Source organism: Paraburkholderia sp. GAS333 (genome assembly GCF_050435665.1).
GTDB classification, from domain to species: domain Bacteria; phylum Pseudomonadota; class Gammaproteobacteria; order Burkholderiales; family Burkholderiaceae; genus Paraburkholderia; species Paraburkholderia fungorum_A.
In genome coordinates this window covers 100,712-118,514 of record NZ_JBNDKS010000005.1, presented here as the reverse complement: position 1 = coordinate 118,514, position 17,803 = coordinate 100,712, and the positions used below count along the sequence as shown (strand labels likewise).

Sequence of the window (17,803 nt, the reverse complement as noted above, 5' to 3'; positions counted from 1 at the left end):
GCCTGGCGAGTCGGGTACTGCGTTGGAGAGCATCATTCGAACGACGGCCGGCGTCGATATGAAAACGACGCCGGCCGTCGCCGGACTTCAACCCTGTGTCACTAGTTCGACAGCGACAGATACGGCGAGCTGAGCGGAGCGGGCGGGAACGGCTGCAAGCCGGTCTGCTTGCTGAAGCTGTAGCGCACGTACACGGCGGCGAGCCACTCGCGATATTCGTACGCATTGCCCAGCGAAGCCGTGGCGCCGAACGCCAGTTGCGGCGCGAGTTGATATTCGCCGACCGCGCTGAGCGAGTACGCCACGCCCGTCTTGCTCTGGCCTGGATAGACCTGATTGGCGACCACGCCGCTGGTGCCCGTGCTGTTCAGCAGCGCGGCATTGCTCACCGCTGCGGATTGCAAATTGCCATTGGTCGGGAAATAGTTCGATGCGTCCTCGCGATAATGCTGCACGCCGATCGAGCCCTTCACGTCATAGGTGAACGCGCCGTTACGGCCCATCCATTCCACCGGCAGATTCAGGATCACGTACTGCTGCGGGCTGAAATAGCCGCCCTGACCGTACGTGAAATACGACAGGTTCTTGTCGTAGCGCATCAGCGTCGTGTTCACGCCGATCGTCAGCGTCTGGTCCGCATCCTTCAGCAGACGCGTGTAGACGCCGCCGCCGCCCTTCACGGCGTTGTTGCTCTGGACGTTGTCGCCGCCGTAATACTGATACGAGCCGTTCACGTACAGGCCGCTCGTGCCGTCGTCCCAGGCGAGGCTCGCTAGGCCGCCCGTCGACGTGACGCCGCCCCATTCAAGGCCGGAACCCGAGTCGCGCGCACCGGCGTACGACAACAGGCTGTCGGTCACCGCGCGGCGTGCGATCGCGAGCGAGTACGACACCTTGTCGCTGATGCCGCCGTTGTATTGCGCGCCGCCCACGATGTTGGTTTCGCGGAAGCCTATCGGTGTCACGCCGATATCGGCGGCGATGCTGCGGCTGTCGTAGCCGACCGACAGGCCCACGCCGCTCGCGGTCTGGCTGCCGTAGTTGTTGGTGCCCGCCACCGCTGCCGATTCCGACGTGCTGTTCGACAGACCCGCACCGAAGCGCGCGAGCGTCGACGTGCTGCCGGACGCGGTGCCGGCGTCGAGCGTGACCGGCGTCGCCGTGACGACGATGTGGCCATTGCCCGCCTTGATGCGCCCCTGGATCGGCGCTTCGATATCGTTGAGGGTGGACAGGCCGTCCTCGCCGCTGCGGTTGCGGAACACGATCCCGCCCGACACGGTGCTCGCCTGCTCGCGGTTGATCTGCGCGAGTTCATCCGCGACGCCGAGCGTTTGCGTATTGGCGACGTTCGACGGCTGGTAGCTGTTGTCGTTCGCGCCCGGCCGCTGCGGATAATACGGCTGCGCGTAGCCAGTGGGCGGCTGCGGAATGTACGGCTGCTGCGCGTAGTAGCCCTGGTTCTGATACGCCGGTTGCTGCGGCGGATAAGGCTGGTAGGGCTGATACGGCTGCTGTTGCTGCTGATACGGCTGTTGCGCGTAGGTCTGCTGCCGGTTATAGGTCTGCTGGCGCGCGTTGGTGGTGGCGGTGTGGGTCGTACGCGGCACGCTTTGCCGTTTGGTGGTCGTCGCGCGTCGCGCCGTGGTGGTTGCAGGGGCGTACGGCTGCGGCATCGCGCCGGGATTGGCTTGCGCCTGGCGTGAAGCGGGCGACATCGGCCAGGGCGTCGACGCGTAGCCGTCCTGCCCGTATGGCTGCTGTTGCTGTTGCTGCTGCGGATAGCCGGGGTTGTATTGCTGCTGCGCCTGCTGCGGATAGCCGCCGTTGTACTGCTGTTGCGCCTGCTGCGGATAGCCACCGTTGTACTGCGGCTGTTGCTGCTGCGCATAACCCGGGTTGTACTGCTGCTGCGGCTGCCCTTGTCCCTGGCCCGGATACGGCTGCAACGGCGCACCCGACTGGCTCGACCCGTAAGCTTCCTGCCCATAGCCGCCCGAATCCGCACCCTGACGCGGCGCGTTATAAGGCAACGCTGCGGGCGCGACGTTCGGCGTGTAAGGCTGCGCGGGCGCAGAGTAAGGCGCGACGTAAGGCGCGGGCTGCGAAGGCGGCGGATAGTTCGGCACGGTCTGTGTCGGCAAGGAGGACTGCGTGTACGGAAGCGCTGCGCGCGCGGCATTGAAGCTGCCGTCGGCACCTGCGCCAGTGGCGGTGTCGGTCGGCGAAGCGACGGCGGTTTTGCCTTCGAAAGGATTGGTGCCGGGCAGCGGCGTCGAGCCCATCCGGCTCATGGCTGCTTCCCAGCCGCGCGGCACGTTGCTGGCCGTGCCGTTACGCGGCGCGTTGGCCATCAGCGGCGTGTTGGCGGCGACCAGCGAGCGCTGCAAATACGTTGACGCCAGCGACAGCTTGCCTTCCGCGCGATACATGCGGCCGACCGTGGCCAGCAGACCCGGATCGCCAGGCGAGGCGGCCAGCGCCTGGCGGGCGAGCGATTCGGCATAGCTGAACTGCTTTGCGCCGACCGCAGCGGGGATCGCCGCCTGCACCAGATTCAGGTCGTCGGGTCTGCGCTGCAGCGCGACGCGGTAAGCGGCGAGCGCACTGCGGTCGTCGCCGGCACTGGAGTAGAGACGCGCGAGCGCGGCCTGCAAGTCGGGGTTGTCGGGCATGGCTGCGAGCCACGGTGCGATCACGTCGTACGCGCTGGCGAGATCGCCGCGCTGACGCACCGAATCCGCCTGCTTGATGACGATGCCCAGATTCAGATTGCCGAAGTCGGTGCGCTGCTGCGGCGTCAATTGCATCGACGACAGACGGCGCATCACCGAGCCGAGTTCGACGTCCTGATGCGTCGCCGACAGGATGCCCGCGTATTGCAGCAGCAGATCGGTGTTACCGGGCGCGGCGTTCATCGCGCTGCGCACGAGACCGAGCGCGCGGGTCGGGTCGCCCGCCTGCTGATACGCACCGGCGATCACGCCGATCAACTCGGGACTATTACCGGCCACCGGCTCGGTGGCGCGCAACGTGGCGAGCGCCTGCTGGTTCTGACCGGCGCGCGCCATCCGCGCGGCCAGATCGGCCTGCTGATGCACCCACAAACGGTGCTGCAACGCGGTCATCGCGTCGGTGCGCTGGGCGACCGGAATCCGCTCGAGTTGCGCGAGTCCCGCCGACCAGTCCTGTGTTTCGCCCGACAGCAACGCGCTTGCATACAGCGCGTCGGTCATGTCGGGATGCGCGGCGAGCAGGCCGTCCATCATGCTGCGCGCGTTCGCGACCGCGCCCTGGCGCACGTAAATGCGTGCGAGGTCGAGGCGCAGCCACGGGTCGTCGGGCGTGTTCAGCAGCGCGTCTTCGAACAGGCTGCGGGCGGTGCCGAGATCGCCGCGCGCTTCGGCGGCGCGCGCCTGCGAAGCCTGCGCCTCACCCCGCAGACGGTTGATGCCGCCCGCTTTCGACTGCTGTTCGGCATTCAGCTGATTGGCGAATTGCAGCGCTTCGTCGCCCCGGCCTTGCGCGGCCAGCGCGCCGACCAGTCCGCGAATCGCGTCGGGGTTGTCGGCCTGACGGCGCAGCGCCATCCGGTAAGCCTGTTCCGCGCCGACCGCGTCGTGATTCGCAAGCAGCATCTCGCCGAGTTGCACCTGCGCGGTGACATCGGACGGATTCAGCGCAATCGCGCGCTCGAACAGCGACTTCGCCTTCGCGAACTCGCCGTTGCTGCGCGCGCCGATAGCGTCGCTCGTGTAGGTCCAGTAGGTCGCGCTGTCGAGCGCGGTTTTCCAGCGCGCCGGATTGCCGCTGCGCGACGCGCGTTCCAGATAGTTGCGCGCCTCCGCGAAATGCTCCTGCTTCAGTGCGGCAATGCCCATGCCGCCGAGCGCGTCGGTGTCGTTCGGATTGTTCGCGAGCACCGACGAAAACTTGGTGCGCGCGGTCGCGGCGTCGTCGCGGTCGAGCGCGGCGAAACCTTCGCCGATCACGCGGCCGCGCGCATCCGCCGCGACGCTTTCCTGTGACCGCTCGCGGGTCGCGCTGTCCTGCTGCACCATCGAATCGAAGCGCGCTTTCACGGCGGCGTCGTCGGTACTGGTTTGCAGATACGCCTGATAAAGCGCCGAGTCGGACGGCCGCGCGTCGAGCCACAACAGCGCCTGCCGCCAGCTCTTTTTCGCCGCCGCGCCGACCGACCCGTCGGACGCGAGCTTCTGCAGCCGCGCGATACCGTCGCGGCGCGTCGTGTCGCGATAGGTCAGATGCTGCGCGTAAGCGAGTGCGTAACGCGGATCGTCGGGGTTGTCGCGCGCGAGCTGTTCGAGACCGCGCCGCGCCTGATCCCAGCCCTGCGGCGTCGCCGACAGCGCCTGGTAATACTCCAGTTGCAATTCCGGCGTGGCCGGTTTGCCTTGCAGCGCGCGTTGATATTCCTGCACCGCGCTCGCACTCTGGCCGCTTTGCGCAAGCCGCCGCGCGTCGTTGACGGTCTGATCGCGCTCGCTGGTTTCGCCGAGTCGACGGCCCAGTTCGTCCATCCGCGGATAAGCCGGCGCGGCCGCCTTCAGCCGCGCCAGGTATTGCTGGGCACCGGCGCCGTCCTTGCGGTCGGCGAGCACCATGCCCATGCCCCACAGCGCGTCGGGCTGCTTTGGATCGATCCGCAGTACCTTCAGCCACGCCTGCTCGGCGAGGTCGCCGCGCTGGTGCGACTGCCAGTACTTGCCCTGATCGATCAGCACGCTCAGAGGATCTTTCGACGCCTGCGCCAGCGCGTCGGGCGCGGCCGTCGCCACGCAGCAGACAGCCGTGACGCTCAGCGCGAGGCGCAATGACAATGCGAGGGCGCTCAATCGCATGCGTTTCTCCAACTTGGCACGAGACGGCCGGCTTCGTCGAAACGATAGCGTCCGTCGATAAAACCCGTGCCGAACAAGCCCAGCACACGATCGTAGTAAACCGGTTCGTGACCGGGCAGGTGAGTGTCGAGCGCGGCCAGATGCTCGCGAGCGAGGCCGAGGCCGCGTTCGTCGCCAAGCGACTTGAAGTACGGCGCGAGCGCGCCCCAGTAGCTGAGCGGACCTTCGCCGCTGGCAGCGCCGGTGGTCGATGAAACCTTCTCGGGCGGGAAGCCGGTTTGCGCGACCTTCGTGCGCATGCCGCCGAGCGCAGCGAGCCACGGCTTCGCGAGCGGATCGGCGGACGACGCGAGACCCGCCCACAGATACACGCGGATCGCGTCGTAGCTGCCGACGTCGCCGTTTTGCGGATCGACCACGAACTGGCCGCCTTGCCATGCCGCCCAGTCGGGCGCGAAGCCTTGCGGCGAGGTGGTCTTGACGAGCTTGTATGCGCTGTCCGCGAGCTTGCCCCACGGGCCGCCCGGCAGATCGTGCGCGAGGCCGCGCAGCACCGGCAACGGCATATAGCTCGGATTCAGCCGCGTCACGCCTGCGTTGACGAAGCCCTGCGGCCCCGGCAACAGCATCGGTCCGACGCCGGGCAATGTCGTGATTTCATGACTCGCTATCTGCCCGGCCAGTGCTTCGCCGAGTTGCGTATAGCTCGTATCGCGCCACAGGCGGCCTGCCTGCAGCAGATCGTAGGCGATCCACAAGTCGGAGTCGGACGCGGAATTCGGATCGAGCACGCCGAACGTGCCGTCCGGCTTTCTGCCCCATTGCCACGCAGGCAACCGCGCGTTCTGCCCGTCGAACTGGTTGCCCGCGAGGTTGGTGCGCGTCCACGCGAGCAGCCGGTCGAAGGTCGCGCGGTCGTTCGCGACCAGCGCGAAGAAGAGGCCGTACGACTGGCCTTCCGACGTGGTTTGCTGAATCGGCGTCGAGTAGTCGATCACGCGGCCGTCAGCCTGCACGAAGCGTTCGACGAACGTGCGGTAGCCGGTCCATTCACCGCACGCGCCGGTGGTCTGTGCAACTTTCATCATGCCTGCGAAGCTGGTGGAGGCGGCAAGGCCCAATCCGAGGGCCAGCACCGCGCCAAATTTCCGGTTAATTCGAACCCGCATATCTGTCCTGTTAGTCCTTCAGGCGGCGCGCGGCGATGGAGCGCAGCGTCCGGTAGAAGAGGCCGGCGATCAACAATGCGGCGAGCACGCCGCCAAGCATCAACAGCAGCGGATGCGACGACAGCGCCCAGCGCAGATATTCCTGCGGCGACAGATGACCGACATAGTAAGCCGTGCCGTTCGACGTGATGGTCACGTCGCGGCCATGGATCACGGCCATGGCGCCTTGAATCTTCGGCAGCACGTCGGCGTCGAGCAGGGCGGCGGACAGGTCCGCGTCCGACTGGCCGGCCGCGCTCACCAGCGCGACCGCACTGCGGTTCTTCTGCAGCGGCGACTCGAAGCCGGTCAGCAGCGCGGAGCCGTTCGAACTGACGAGCGTCAGATCGGCGCGCGCGGGCGTGCGTTCGACGCCGCGCTCGCCGTGCCACCAGTCCTGCAGCTTGAACACGATGTCGGACAGCTGGAACGTGCGCGCGTCGCCGTCGCTCGAGAACGGCATCGACTTCGACCAGCGCTGCAACAGCGGCTGCTTGCCCGGTGCGCCGAAAATCAGCAGGTCCTTGTTCGCGTACTTGTCGGCGTCGTCGGCGGTGCCGACCGTCACGCCCGTCACCGGATAACCGGTCGACGCGCCCATCCGGCCCATCGTCAGCAGATACAGGCTGAAGTCGCTCGAATCAGCGTCGTTCGGCAGGATCACGGCGGTCTCGGAGAGGTCCGCCATCCGCGTGAACGGGAAGCCGCTGTTGGCGAATGCAGCCAGATCGGGCAGCGCCATGTAATGCGGGAACGAAGACAGGTCGATGGTCGAATTCGGATCGATCGCGCCGACCACGTTGTCGAGCAGGCGGCCGTGACATTCACCGGTATTCGGGATGTCGTAATAGAAGTGCAGACGCACCTGCGTACGCGGCGTCAGCAGCAGCGGCGGAATGTAGACCGTGCGGCGTGCTTCGGCGGTCCGGTCGGGCATGATGCGCGCGAAGTAGCGGCTCAGTTCGAATACCGACGCGGATTCCGCCGGAATCGGCAGCGCCTGCACGAAGCCGTTGTTCACGCTGATGTTCAGCGACGAGCGGTCGCGCGCCGGACGCACCGTGTAGCGGTAGCGCAGATCGAGCGGCGCACCCTTGGTGTGCCACATGAACAGATCGGGCGGCACGCGCATGTTCACGCGCACGGCGTCGGCGTCGTAGCCGGATACGGTCAGGTCGGCCGGATTGGCGAGTTCGCCGAAGCGCACCGGACGGTTGGTCGGCAGCCAGTTCGGCGCGTCGTACGGCTCGCGCGGTGCGAGCTGGGTCAGCGAGGTGATCGTCGCGCTCGGGCCGCTCAGTGTGTTCTGCCCGATACCGAGCGACTTCGCGGCGGTTTTCAGTTCGGCTTCGGTGCGCCCAAGCACGAGCAGCAACTTGCCGTGCGCCGGCGCGTCGCGGTCGACCACGGCGATGGTCGGCCCGGAGATCGCGGGAATCGTGATGCCGGCGGGGCGCTGGTCGTCGGTGGCGAAAACGACGGCGTTGCCCGACAGCGGCGCGTTATCCAGTTGCGACGGGAACACCGCGCCGCGATAGCCGGCCAGCGCGCCGAACCACGACGCGACGATGCCGGCCGCTTCGAGCGTGCCGTTGCCCGGCTTTTGCGGGAACACGAACGGCAATTCGAGCCGGCGCACGTCGCGGCGGTCGAAGAACGGCTGCGGCAGCGCCGCCAGTTCCGGCTTGGTCGCGAGCGACGCGTAGGTCAGATCGAGCGAACTCGCATTGCTGACCGTAGCCCACAGCGACGAGTTCGCCGGGTCTTCGCAACTGGTCGTGTAATGGCCGATCAGCTGCACGTTCAGGTGATTGAATTCGGTGATGAAGCGCGGATCGATCGATACATCGCGCGCCACCAGCATGCCTGCCTGCTCATGCGGTACGGGCAGGGTAGCGGCGACTTCGCCGTTCACCAGCACCTTCAGTTGCGACAGGCTCGGCAGCAGCGCGGGCGAGTAGCTGTACACCAGATGCAGGATCGCGCCGGTCACGACTTCGTCGCCGCGGACCGAAAACGCGATGCCGTTCTGGCCGTCGGTGCCGCGCAATTGCAGTGGATCGAGCGCGCCGAGGTCGGCGAACGTGAGCGTCTGACGGCGGCCGCCTGGCACCTGGGTGCCCGGTTCGGCCGTGGTCGGCGTGCGAATGCCCAGCGCTTTCACCGACGACGCGGCGAGCGCGGGCGTCGGTGTCGCGAGTTGCGGTTGTTCGATTGCGTTGGGATCGAGCGGCACGGCCGCGCTCGGCGGCGCCATGCCGGGGGTGCCAGTGGCGGCGCGTGCGCCCGCCGTCGACGGCGCACCTGCTGCCGCGGTTTGCACCGCCGCACCCGTGCTGACGCTGCCCGACGCCGCCAGCGCTTCAGCCGCCGACGCCAGCGGCGCAGCCAACCCGGTCTGCAAGGCGAGCCAGCAGGCGATACCGCGCATGAATCGTTGTGAACCGGCGCGTCCAAAGAAACGCGTGTCCGGGTGAGTGCCGCTGCGCTCGTGATGCGAGCGTTCGATGTTTTGCTTCGCCATCCTCTTGCCTTAGATCAGTCTTTGGTTTTTAGCTTCTTGACGTCCACCGGACGGCTTTTCATCGAACTACGAATGTCGGCGTAAAGATGTTCGAACAGCCCTGCGATGCCGAGCGCTCCCACCCTCAGCACATGCGACAGACCACGCAACGGCGTGTCCTGCTGCCGCCCTTCGGCCCACCCGGTCCAGGCGTCCGCTCGAGCGAAAGTTGTCTTGACGAACTCGTACTCCTGCTCGCGCGTCATCGCGGAGAAGCGCAGCCCCACACGCCCCGGCGCGGTGAAGCCGACGGTCGCGGGGAACGCGTATTCCTCGTCGCCGCGAAACAGCGACACGCTCACGCGTTCGTGCATCGGCACTTCGATCTGCGCGGGCAACGCGACGCCGACCCCGCCTTCGGAGTAGTCGATCGTTTCGCAAGCCAACGTGCGGCCGGTCGAGAACTTGAGCATTACAGGCATCTTCATCGCGACGCGGTGAACCGCGCGCACCTGGCGGCGCTCGCTCGCGGCGGCCACGCTCGCGCCGAGAATCAGCATGTTGTAGCCGGTCCACGCGAGGTTCAGGATCGTGGTTTCGACGACGCTGCGCGTATGCCAGTTCAGATAGATGTGCACCAGCCCGACCACGAAGCCGATCAGGTTCAGCAGCAACAGGAACAGGTACGGCCGCGAGATCGACCAGTCGAAGTAGCTCTTCTCGATCTGGCCGCCCTTGGCCGTCACGTTGAACTTGCCGAGCTTCGGGTTGATCAGCGCGAGCAGGGTAGGCGCGGTGATATATGACGCCAGCACCGACTCATACACCTCGGCCCAGAACGAGTGGCGGAACGAGCGCTGCATCCGCGAATTGGTGATGCTCGCGTGCATCATGTGCGGCAGCGCGTAGATCGCGATCGTGCTGGCGGCGGCTTCGATCACGTGCGCGCCGAAGAACAGATACGACAGCGGCGCAGTCAGGAACACCAGACGCGGAATGCCGTAGAAGAAGTGCATCATCGCGTTCAGATAGCACAGCCGCTGGCCGATCTTCAGCCCCTTGCCGGTCAGCGGATTGTCGATCCGGAAAATCTGCGTCATGCCGCGCGCCCAGCGAATCCGCTGGCCGATGTGGCCTGAAAGACTTTCCGTCGCGAGACCGGCCGCCTGCGGAATCGCCAGATAAGCGGTGGTGTAGCCGAGGCGGTGCAGCTTCAATGCGGTGTGCGCGTCTTCGGTCACGGTCTCGACCGCGATGCCGCCGATCTCCTCGACCATGGTCCGGCGCAGCAGCGCGCACGAACCGCAGAAGAAGGTCGCGTTCCACAGGTCGTTGCCGTCCTGCACCAGTCCGTAGAACAGTTCGCCTTCGTTCGGCACCTTGCGGAAGGTGCCGAGATTGCGTTCGAACGGGTCGGCGTTGAAAAAGTGGTGCGGCGTTTGCAGCATCGACAGCAGCTTGTCGCGCAGGAACCAGCCGAGGCCGATCTGCAGGAACGAGCGGGTCGGAATGTGATCGCAGTCGAAGATCGCGAGGTATTCGCCGGTGGTTATCTTCAGCGCCTCGTTGATGTTGCCGGCCTTCGCGTGGCGGTTGTGCGTGCGGATCGTCCAGTTGACGCCGACTTCCTCGCAGAACGCCTTGAACTCGGGACGGCGGCCGTCGTCGAGCACATGAATCGAGATTTTTTCGGCCGGATAGTCGAGCGCGAGCGCGGCGTAAATGGTCGGCTTCACGACCGACAACGGCTCGTTGTAGGTCGGAATGAACACGTCGACGGTCGGCCATTGGTCGCGCGACGCAGGCAGCGGCATCGGCGTGCGCTTGAGCGGCCATGCGGTCTGGAAGTAGCCGAGCATCAGCACGACGGTCGAATAGACTTCCGCCGACACCAGCAGCAGACCCCACGCGGCGTCGAGCGGATGTTCCCAGTACGTGGTCGAGGTCAGCCGCCAGTACATATAGCGGCCCGACGTGACTACCGATAGCATGATCATCACCATCGTCGCGTATCGCCCTTGCAGACGGCGGAACAGCAGCGCGACCACGAAGCAGCAGGTGGCGAACGTCAACTGTTCGTAGAACGCGAGCGGCACGGTGAACACGAAGTACAGCATGCACAGCGCGAGCAGCGTGACGACGACTGTGACGATGCGGCTATTCCAGAAGCGCGCATCGACGAAACGTTCCAGCCGCGATGGCGGACCACCCTCCAGGCTCTGCGAATCCGGCGTACTCATGCGACGTTCCTCGGCGAGACGGCGATCGCGTCGACCGCCGCCATCAGCCAGTCGCCGCACGAACGGAGGTCGGCGGCGGCCTGGCTGAGTGGATCGTAGTGAATCAGCGTGGTGTCGCAGGCGAGCGCTTCGCTCACCCCTTCATCCTGATGGATCACGCCCGAAAATACCCGGTTGCCGAGCATCTGGCGCAGCACCTTGAGCACGTCCTTGGTCAGCTGGCGCGACTGGTCGATCTGGTTGACCACATAGCCTTCGCCGCCGAACTCGGGGCGCGGTGCGGCGTAGGTCGCGATCAGCCGTTCCATTTGCGGGATCGCCGCGTACGACGCAGCGTCGGCGAGCACCACGTTCAGCGCGAAGGTGGCCGCGCACAGGGCGGTGCGGACATACGTGGACGACCCCGGCGGCGTGTCGATGATGACGATGTCGGACGGATCGAGCCGCAGGTTCTGCAGCGACTGCGCGAGCCAGCGCGGATCGTGGTCGATATACGCTTCGAAGCGGCGGCGGTCGTCTTCGAGTACCGCGCCGTACGGCAGCACTGTCACGCCGTCGATGCCGTCGAACATCACCGTTTGCCACGGATCACCGGTCAGCGTGGCGCGCGACAAACCGTCGATGCTGTCGAGCGGCACGCCGAAGTGCAGGCGCAGCGCGTTCTGCGGGTCGAGGTCGAGGGCGATCACGCGACGGCCGCTGGCGGCCAGCACGGAAGCGAGATTGGCGGCGAGGGTGGTCTTGCCGACCCCGCCTTTGGCGGACACTACCGCGATGACTTTCATGAGCGACGGGGGCCGTTGACCAGCCACGAAGGGGGGACACCGGGCGCGGCGGCCTGCGGTTGCGGCTGTGCCTGACCGGACTGGCCGCGCAGGCGGTCGAAGACCGATTGCAGCGGTGCGGGTTGAGCGGCGGAGGCGTCGGCTGCGGGCGGCTGTTGCGGCGCGGCCGTGGGCTGCGCGGCGAACAGCTTGCCGAGAATCGACGAGGACGGCGCGGGTTGCGGGGTTGCCTGTGCCGCGTGCATGAATGCGGCGTGCGGCGGAGCTGCAGCAGGCGCTATGGCCGGTGTGACCGGCGTCGCGGCATAAGCGTGCGTGGGCGCCGGTGCTTGCGCCCAATTCGGTACCGGGGATGCAGCCGGTGTAACCGGTGCCGCGTACGCGGGTTGCGCAGCAAGAGCGGCCGGCGTGCGGAATGGACTGCCGAACGGAGCGGCGGCTAGCGGGGCCACAGGTGAAATCGATGCCGCAGGTGGCACGGCTGCAATCGATGCAAACAGACCCGTCGACACGCCCGGAGCCACTGGCACCGCGAAGGGATTCGGCGCAGCGTGCGCTGGAGCCGCCACGGGTGCAGCCGGTGCAGCCGCAGCGATCGGTGCAAAAGGCGCAACGAACGGAGCAGGCACAACAGGCACAACAGGCGGCACCTGCGCCGCGACAGCAGGCCGTGCGACCACCGGATCGTTCATTGCCACAGCGGGTGCGCTTTCCTCGTGACTGCCCAGCGCGCCGAAGCGCGACGCGCCGCTCGGCGCGGCAGGCTGGGGTGCGGTAACGGCGACCGGCGGAATGTCCCGCCGATGCGATCGCGTGAACAGCGGCGCTTTGGCGCGCGTGACCGACGCGACGTCTTTCGGCGTCGTGTCCTCGCGATCGATAGCCGGCGCCGGGGCGACCGGCTGCTGCGGTCTCGCCTCGCGACGTTGGCCGATTTCGGGAATCGTCGGCTGCGTGAGATCCAGCGTGACCAGCAACGGCCAACGCGTGCGCGCGGTGCGCGCATCGTTCTCGCGGCCGATCTCCTGATACGCGTTGGCGTCGCCGCCAAAATGATCGAATAATTTTTCGATGTCGCTCGATGAACTCATAATGCCGCCGTCTTGTTCATGACTTGCCTTGCCCCGATCCTTAAATTTTCTCGCGGCGCTCAACCCCGTACTGCAACCTCACCCTGCACTCGATGCTGTGTTACGTGCCGTGTGTTACGTCCTGCGTGCCACGTGCTACGTATCACCTTGCGTATGTCACGCGTCCGGTCCGGCGCGTTCTCTCCTGCTTTATCGACTGCTGCTGCCACTGCCTTTAGCTAACGTACCGGTCCGCGCTGACATCCACGTTCAAATGGCGCCGGACCGCAAGCGCCAATGCACGAGTCATGCCTGACGAATGCGCTGCGCTGCCGGTTGGACGGCCAGCGCAACCCGTGCACTCCGCGCAACCGTTCAGGCCGGATGGCGGCCCAGACGGAATTCGATCGCGGTGTCCTCGCCATAGGCGCTGGTCTGCGCGACCGACAACCCTTGCGCGCCCAAGGAACTCAACCACGTCTGATACACACCCTCGAGAAACGCCGGAGTCCAGGCCAGCGCCGCACCGCCGAAGGCCGGCAGCGGCGCGCAGTAATGAACGATGCGCAGCGATTCGGCTTCGTCGACGAGTTTGACGTAGCCCCAATCCATCTCATGCCAGTACAGGTTCAACGCATTGGCCAGCTCGGCTGTTGACCCGCAGGCCGGCAGCGGATGCGCGGCCGCGAAACGGCTGCCGACCCGATGCATCAGCAGACGCAACTCGTCGCGGCCGATCTGCGCTTCGAACTCGGTGGCCAATGCGGTCAGCATTCCGCGCCACTGAGGCGAGACTTGACGATCCAGCAGGTAATCGAGAATTGGGACCATATTTTCCAGGGGACGGCCGTCGTTTCGGTTTGCATCCAAACCGCTTGCGGCCAGGTGAAGATAAATGCGTCGGGAAATCGCGCGTTGCACGCGTCTAGGTTACTTTTACCGGGATGTCCAGTCTGTCCGGCACACTTCGGAAGAAGTCTACTTAAGACATTAACGTTTTGCCACTTCCCATTGGTATGTTGATACGCAGAATGGATTGGAATGGATGCAGGGTAATTACGTAATTTTTGCGGATCAAATCGCGCGCGTCCCTTGCTGCTGTACTTACGGCATGCATAAGCGTCGGCAATATAGGGATTAACACGTGAGCCGGACTGTGAATCCGGCTTAACCGTTTCGTCGCAAATGCAACGCTTCGGTGACTGGGCAAGGCCCGCGCGCATTGGCTGAGGCCACTTTCTTTCATAATCTTCCGCTTTCGCGGCGGTCGCTGTTTTTGCGCGGGCAGTCAGATTTGCCGGTTAAGCTTACGTTCGCCACGGAGTGTGACGGGTTGTCGTGAATCAATGACGACACGATCACGGTTTAAACCAACGCATTAAGCGTGCGATGGGGTGATGCAAAAAACGCCACGCTAATCGTTTGCCGTTTGATTCACTGAACTGTAATGCTCAATCCACTCAGTATTCTGCTGATCACGGTTTTGTCGAGCGCCATGGCAATGGCGGTGCTCGGTTCGCTATGGCGGGCGGCGATTCCGGGCGTCGGCTACTGGATTTCGGCCAACGCGGCGGCGATCGTCGCACTGCTCGCGTTCGCGATGCAGGGCCGTGCGTCGCCGTGGCTGAGCTTCGTGGGCGCCAACGAATTGTTGGCCGTCTCTTTGCTACTGGTGGTCGAAGGCAGCCTGCGCTTTCAGGCGAGCCGCCTCCGGCTCTGGCCCGCCTATGCCGGGCTGGTGGCCGTCTTCGCCGGGATCGCGTGGTGGACCTTCGTCACGCCGGATTTCAACGCGCGCGTCGCGCTGGTGTCTGCGTTCCACGCGTCGCTTTACGCGGTGCTCGCCGTGCTGATGTGGCGCGGACGTCCCGCAAACCGGCCGCGCTACAGCTACTATTTTCTCGCTATCGCGGCTGCGCTGCTATGCGTGGGGCATGCGTCGCGCGGCGTGATGTACGGCTTCGGCATCATCGAGCAAACCGGACTGATGCAGGTCTCGCCGTCCAACATCATTTTTCTCGCGCTTGGCATCCTGGCGCCGCCGTGTCTGTCGATCGGCGTGGTGATGCTCGCGCACGACCGGCTGGCCGAGCGGCTGGAACGGCTCGCGAATGTCGACGACCTGACCGGCGTGCTGTCGCGCCGCGCGTTCCTGGCGGCAAGCGGCGTCCTGTTGAAGGCGTCGCTGAGAACCCGTTCGCCGGTGACGATGGCGATCATCGACATCGATTCGTTCAAGGCCGTCAACGATACCCATGGACATGCCGCGGGCGATCAGGTGCTGAGGCATTTCGCGGCGTTCGTGTCGCGCAACCTGCGAGCCGGCGACGTGTTCGGCCGGCTCGGCGGCGAGGAGTTCGGCGTGCTGTGCCCGGCTACCACCGCCGCCGAGGCGGTCGCGGTCATGGACCGTCTGCGCGTGCGGCTCGCCGCGATTCCGCAGTCTGCGCGGCCGTTGGGACTGGCATACACGTTTAGTGTCGGCGTCGACCAGTACCGGCCCGACGAATCGCTCGACCAGCTCAGCGCCCGCGCCGACGGTGCGCTCTACGCGGCCAAGGCGTCGGGCCGCAATCGCGTGATGGCGGCAGCCTGACAGAACGGACGCCGACTCCGGCCTCGCAGCGCAATCTGCAATGCGTAACCGGCCTTAACGAGCAATTTCTTACGCTTTTTTGCACGACAGGCATAAATATTCGTCAGACATTTGCCGTTATCCAATGGCGGAGTGACTGGAACCAGCCTGAGACAGCCTGATAACGATCAATATGCCTGCCACCTCAACGCCTCACCTACCCGAACCAGGTTTGCGGGAACGTTTTCATCGACGTTCGCTAGAACATCAACGGCCGCTTTCCACGGTGACGATGGCATTTACCGTGGTGGCGTTCCTCTGTCTGGTCGGGGCGCGCAACCTGGTCAGCGGCCCAGCCACACCGCTGGCTTACCGGCTGGCCTGCGCGCTGATCCTCGCGCTGCTCGTGCTGGCGATTCCCAGCACTCGCTCGACATGGCTGTTCGGCGCAATCGGCGTCGCGTACATGCAGGTGCTGGTCGCCGGCATGGCGCTGAATATCGGCGGCGTCGAGCAGCCATTGCTGTGGCTCCTGCCCGCGATGGTGGTGGTCCCCGTCTGCGCCGCGCCGCTGTGGCTCACGCCCGCGCACTTTTTCACCGGCACCGCGCTGTTCTATGCGTCGGCGTTCGCGCTGCTGTTCGACGAGCCGCTGACCCATGACATCGACACGGTCGTCTGGACCTGGATCATTGCGATCGGCGTGCCGACTTCGGCGGTGTTCCACTTCGGCTTCTACCGCTTCCGGCGCAATCACTTCCTGCTGGAAAGCCAGCTCGCGCAACTCGCCGCGACCGATCCGCTGACCGGCCTGCAAAACCGCCGCGCGTTCGTCAAACAGGCCGAGCATCATCTCGACACGATCATCGGCGACGCGCAGGTCAGCGCGATCTTTCTCGACATCGACAACTTCAAGTCGCTGAACGACCGCTTCGGCCATGCGGTCGGCGATCACGCGCTGTACCAGGTCGCTCAGGTCCTGATGGAGCAGACCTCCGCCGACGACAGCGTGAGCCGGATCGGCGGAGAAGAGTTCGCGGTGCTGCTGCGCAACGGCCTGAGCGGCGCGCTCGATCTGGCCGAGCGGCTGCGCGGCGCGATTGCCGCGATCGAACGGCCCGACGGCAATCTGACCGCGAGCTTCGGCGTGGCCCAGCACCGGCGCGGCGAAAGCATCATGGTGCTGCTCGACCGTGCCGACGAAGCGCTGCTGCGCGCCAAGTATTCGGGACGAAACCGTGTCTGCGCCGAGCGCCGCATGCTGCCGGACGTGCAGCGCCTGTTTGCCGACGAGCGGCGCGGCGAAGGGCATCGGCATCAGTGGGAAGACTATTACCTGACTTCGCATTTCCAGCCGCTCTACAGTTTGTCGCATCAGAAGCAGGTGGGCTTCGAGGCGCTGCTGCGCGGCGAGCAGGACGACGGCACGCTGGTGCCGCCCGTGGTGATGTTCGCGCCGAAGCCGTCCAGCGATGAGGGTGCGCTCGACCGCGCGAGTCATACCGTGCACCTGGGCAACGCGAGTCAGTCGCTGCCGAACGACGCGTGGCTGTTCCTGAATATTCTGCCGGCCACTTTCATTGCAACCGGTTATGCCGATCAGTTGAGCGAGCTCGTGCGCGCAGCCGGGCTCGAACCCGAGCGGGTGATTCTGGAGATTCTCGAATCGCACGGCGGCAGTGTCGACGATATGTCGCGGGCAGCGGCGCTTTATCGCGAGCACGGCTTCCTGATCGCCGTCGACGACTTTGGCGCCGGTCAGTCGAACCTCGACCGGCTGCTGCGGATTCGCCCCGATCTTGTGAAGCTCGACGGCGAACTGATCCGCGCGACGAGTCACGGCACCGGCCATCCGATCCTGCCGAAGCTCGTGTCGCTGCTGCATCAGGCGGGCATGCTGGTGGTGGTCGAAGGTGTGGAGACGACCGACGAGCTGATTCTCGCGGTGGAATCGAATGTGGATTTCGCGCAAGGCTATTTGCTCGGACGGCCGGCTGCGCAGATTGCGCCGCCGGAGTCGGTGCACCGGCAGATCGACGATGCATTCGACGTGATCGCGCAGGGGCGGGCGCATCAGTATGCGTTGTTCGAATCGGAAGTGGAGCCGTACCGGGTCGCGTTGCGCGATGCCGCCGATGCGTTGCTCGCGGGCGTCGCGATGGACGAGGCGTTTGCGCCGCTGGCGAGGTTCGATCGCTGCATCAGCTGTTTCATTCTCGACGATACGGGCAGACAGGTCGGTCACGAAGTGCCGGGTCCGGCGTGGAGCCGGGACGGGGCGTCGCTGCAACCGGTTGCAAATCCGCGCGATGCGCGCTGGGATCATCGGCCGTATTTCAGGAATGCGGTTTTGCTGCCGGGCGTGGCGGTGACCAGCAATCCGTATCTGTCGCTGGCAAGCGGCAGGCCGTGTATCGCGGTGACGCTGGCGGTGCCGTTCGCCAACGAGCGCTCGGTGATCGGCGTGGAGCTGGACTGGTCGGCGAGGGGCTTGCCCTGGCCTGCGGGCGAGTAGGGGGGGGTGCCGCAGGCTTTCGTCTGTCGATGAAAAAGCTAACGC

General features: G+C 65.6%; 9 protein-coding genes. 2 read left to right on the top strand and 7 right to left on the bottom strand.

Annotated elements, in window-relative coordinates; genetic code table 11:
• Positions 1-101: 101 nt before the first annotated feature.
• The 7 genes from ABH945_RS25505 to bcsD all read right to left on the bottom strand — a co-directional run bounded on the left by ABH945_RS25505 (position 102) and on the right by bcsD (position 13,499).
• Positions 102-4,862 (bottom strand): cellulose synthase subunit BcsC-related outer membrane protein, encoded by a 4,761-nt coding sequence (locus ABH945_RS25505; RefSeq protein ID WP_429252366.1) that lies wholly within the window; start codon positions 4,860-4,862, stop codon positions 102-104.
• Complete coding sequence (gene bcsZ / locus ABH945_RS25500; RefSeq protein ID WP_429252365.1) at positions 4,853-6,031, bottom strand: cellulose synthase complex periplasmic endoglucanase BcsZ; 1,179 nt, start codon at positions 6,029-6,031, stop codon at positions 4,853-4,855. The genes ABH945_RS25505 and bcsZ overlap by 10 nt, the downstream gene beginning before the upstream one ends.
• A gap of 10 nt (positions 6,032-6,041) precedes the next feature.
• Positions 6,042-8,594 carry a cellulose biosynthesis cyclic di-GMP-binding regulatory protein BcsB gene (gene bcsB / locus ABH945_RS25495; RefSeq protein ID WP_429252364.1) on the bottom strand — a complete coding sequence of 851 codons (2,553 nt, stop codon included), beginning with the start codon at positions 8,592-8,594 and terminating at the stop codon, positions 6,042-6,044.
• Between the two features lie 14 nt (positions 8,595-8,608).
• The gene (bcsA, locus tag ABH945_RS25490) at positions 8,609-10,813 is read right to left on the bottom strand and encodes a UDP-forming cellulose synthase catalytic subunit (protein WP_429252363.1); all 2,205 of its coding nucleotides are present in this window, start codon (positions 10,811-10,813) and stop codon (positions 8,609-8,611) included.
• The gene (bcsQ, locus tag ABH945_RS25485; protein WP_429252362.1) at positions 10,810-11,598 is read right to left on the bottom strand and encodes a cellulose biosynthesis protein BcsQ; all 789 of its coding nucleotides are present in this window, start codon (positions 11,596-11,598) and stop codon (positions 10,810-10,812) included. The genes bcsA and bcsQ overlap by 4 nt, the downstream gene beginning before the upstream one ends.
• Positions 11,595-12,689: a cellulose biosynthesis protein BcsP gene (gene bcsP / locus ABH945_RS25480; RefSeq protein ID WP_429252361.1), complete on the bottom strand. Its 1,095-nt coding sequence runs from the start codon at positions 12,687-12,689 to the stop codon at positions 11,595-11,597. Before bcsP ends, bcsQ begins: the two co-directional genes overlap by 4 nt.
• A 354-nt stretch (positions 12,690-13,043) precedes the next feature.
• Complete coding sequence (bcsD, locus tag ABH945_RS25475) at positions 13,044-13,499, bottom strand: cellulose biosynthesis protein BcsD (RefSeq protein WP_074767842.1); 456 nt, start codon at positions 13,497-13,499, stop codon at positions 13,044-13,046.
• 616 nt (positions 13,500-14,115) lie between these two features.
• Here bcsD and ABH945_RS25470 point away from each other — a divergent pair.
• On the top strand, positions 14,116-15,264 hold the full coding sequence (locus ABH945_RS25470) for a GGDEF domain-containing protein (RefSeq protein ID WP_429252360.1): 1,149 nt from the start codon (positions 14,116-14,118) through the stop codon (positions 15,262-15,264).
• Between the two features lie 172 nt (positions 15,265-15,436).
• Entirely contained in the window at positions 15,437-17,758 is a 2,322-nt protein-coding gene (locus ABH945_RS25465; protein WP_074767846.1) for a bifunctional diguanylate cyclase/phosphodiesterase, read from the top strand.
• Positions 17,759-17,803 lie beyond the last annotated feature (45 nt).

Coding starts and splice junctions, on each gene's coding strand:
- ABH945_RS25505 (WP_429252366.1), bottom strand. CDS start 4,862: ATGCGATTGAGCGCCCTCGCATTGTCATTGCGCCTCGCGCTGAGCGTC.
- bcsZ (WP_429252365.1), bottom strand. CDS start 6,031: ATGCGGGTTCGAATTAACCGGAAATTTGGCGCGGTGCTGGCCCTCGGA.
- bcsB (WP_429252364.1), bottom strand. CDS start 8,594: ATGGCGAAGCAAAACATCGAACGCTCGCATCACGAGCGCAGCGGCACT.
- bcsA (WP_429252363.1), bottom strand. CDS start 10,813: ATGAGTACGCCGGATTCGCAGAGCCTGGAGGGTGGTCCGCCATCGCGG.
- bcsQ (WP_429252362.1), bottom strand. CDS start 11,598: ATGAAAGTCATCGCGGTAGTGTCCGCCAAAGGCGGGGTCGGCAAGACC.
- bcsP (WP_429252361.1), bottom strand. CDS start 12,689: ATGAGTTCATCGAGCGACATCGAAAAATTATTCGATCATTTTGGCGGC.
- bcsD (WP_074767842.1), bottom strand. CDS start 13,499: ATGGTCCCAATTCTCGATTACCTGCTGGATCGTCAAGTCTCGCCTCAG.
- ABH945_RS25470 (WP_429252360.1), top strand. CDS start 14,116: ATGCTCAATCCACTCAGTATTCTGCTGATCACGGTTTTGTCGAGCGCC.
- ABH945_RS25465 (WP_074767846.1), top strand. CDS start 15,437: ATGCCTGCCACCTCAACGCCTCACCTACCCGAACCAGGTTTGCGGGAA.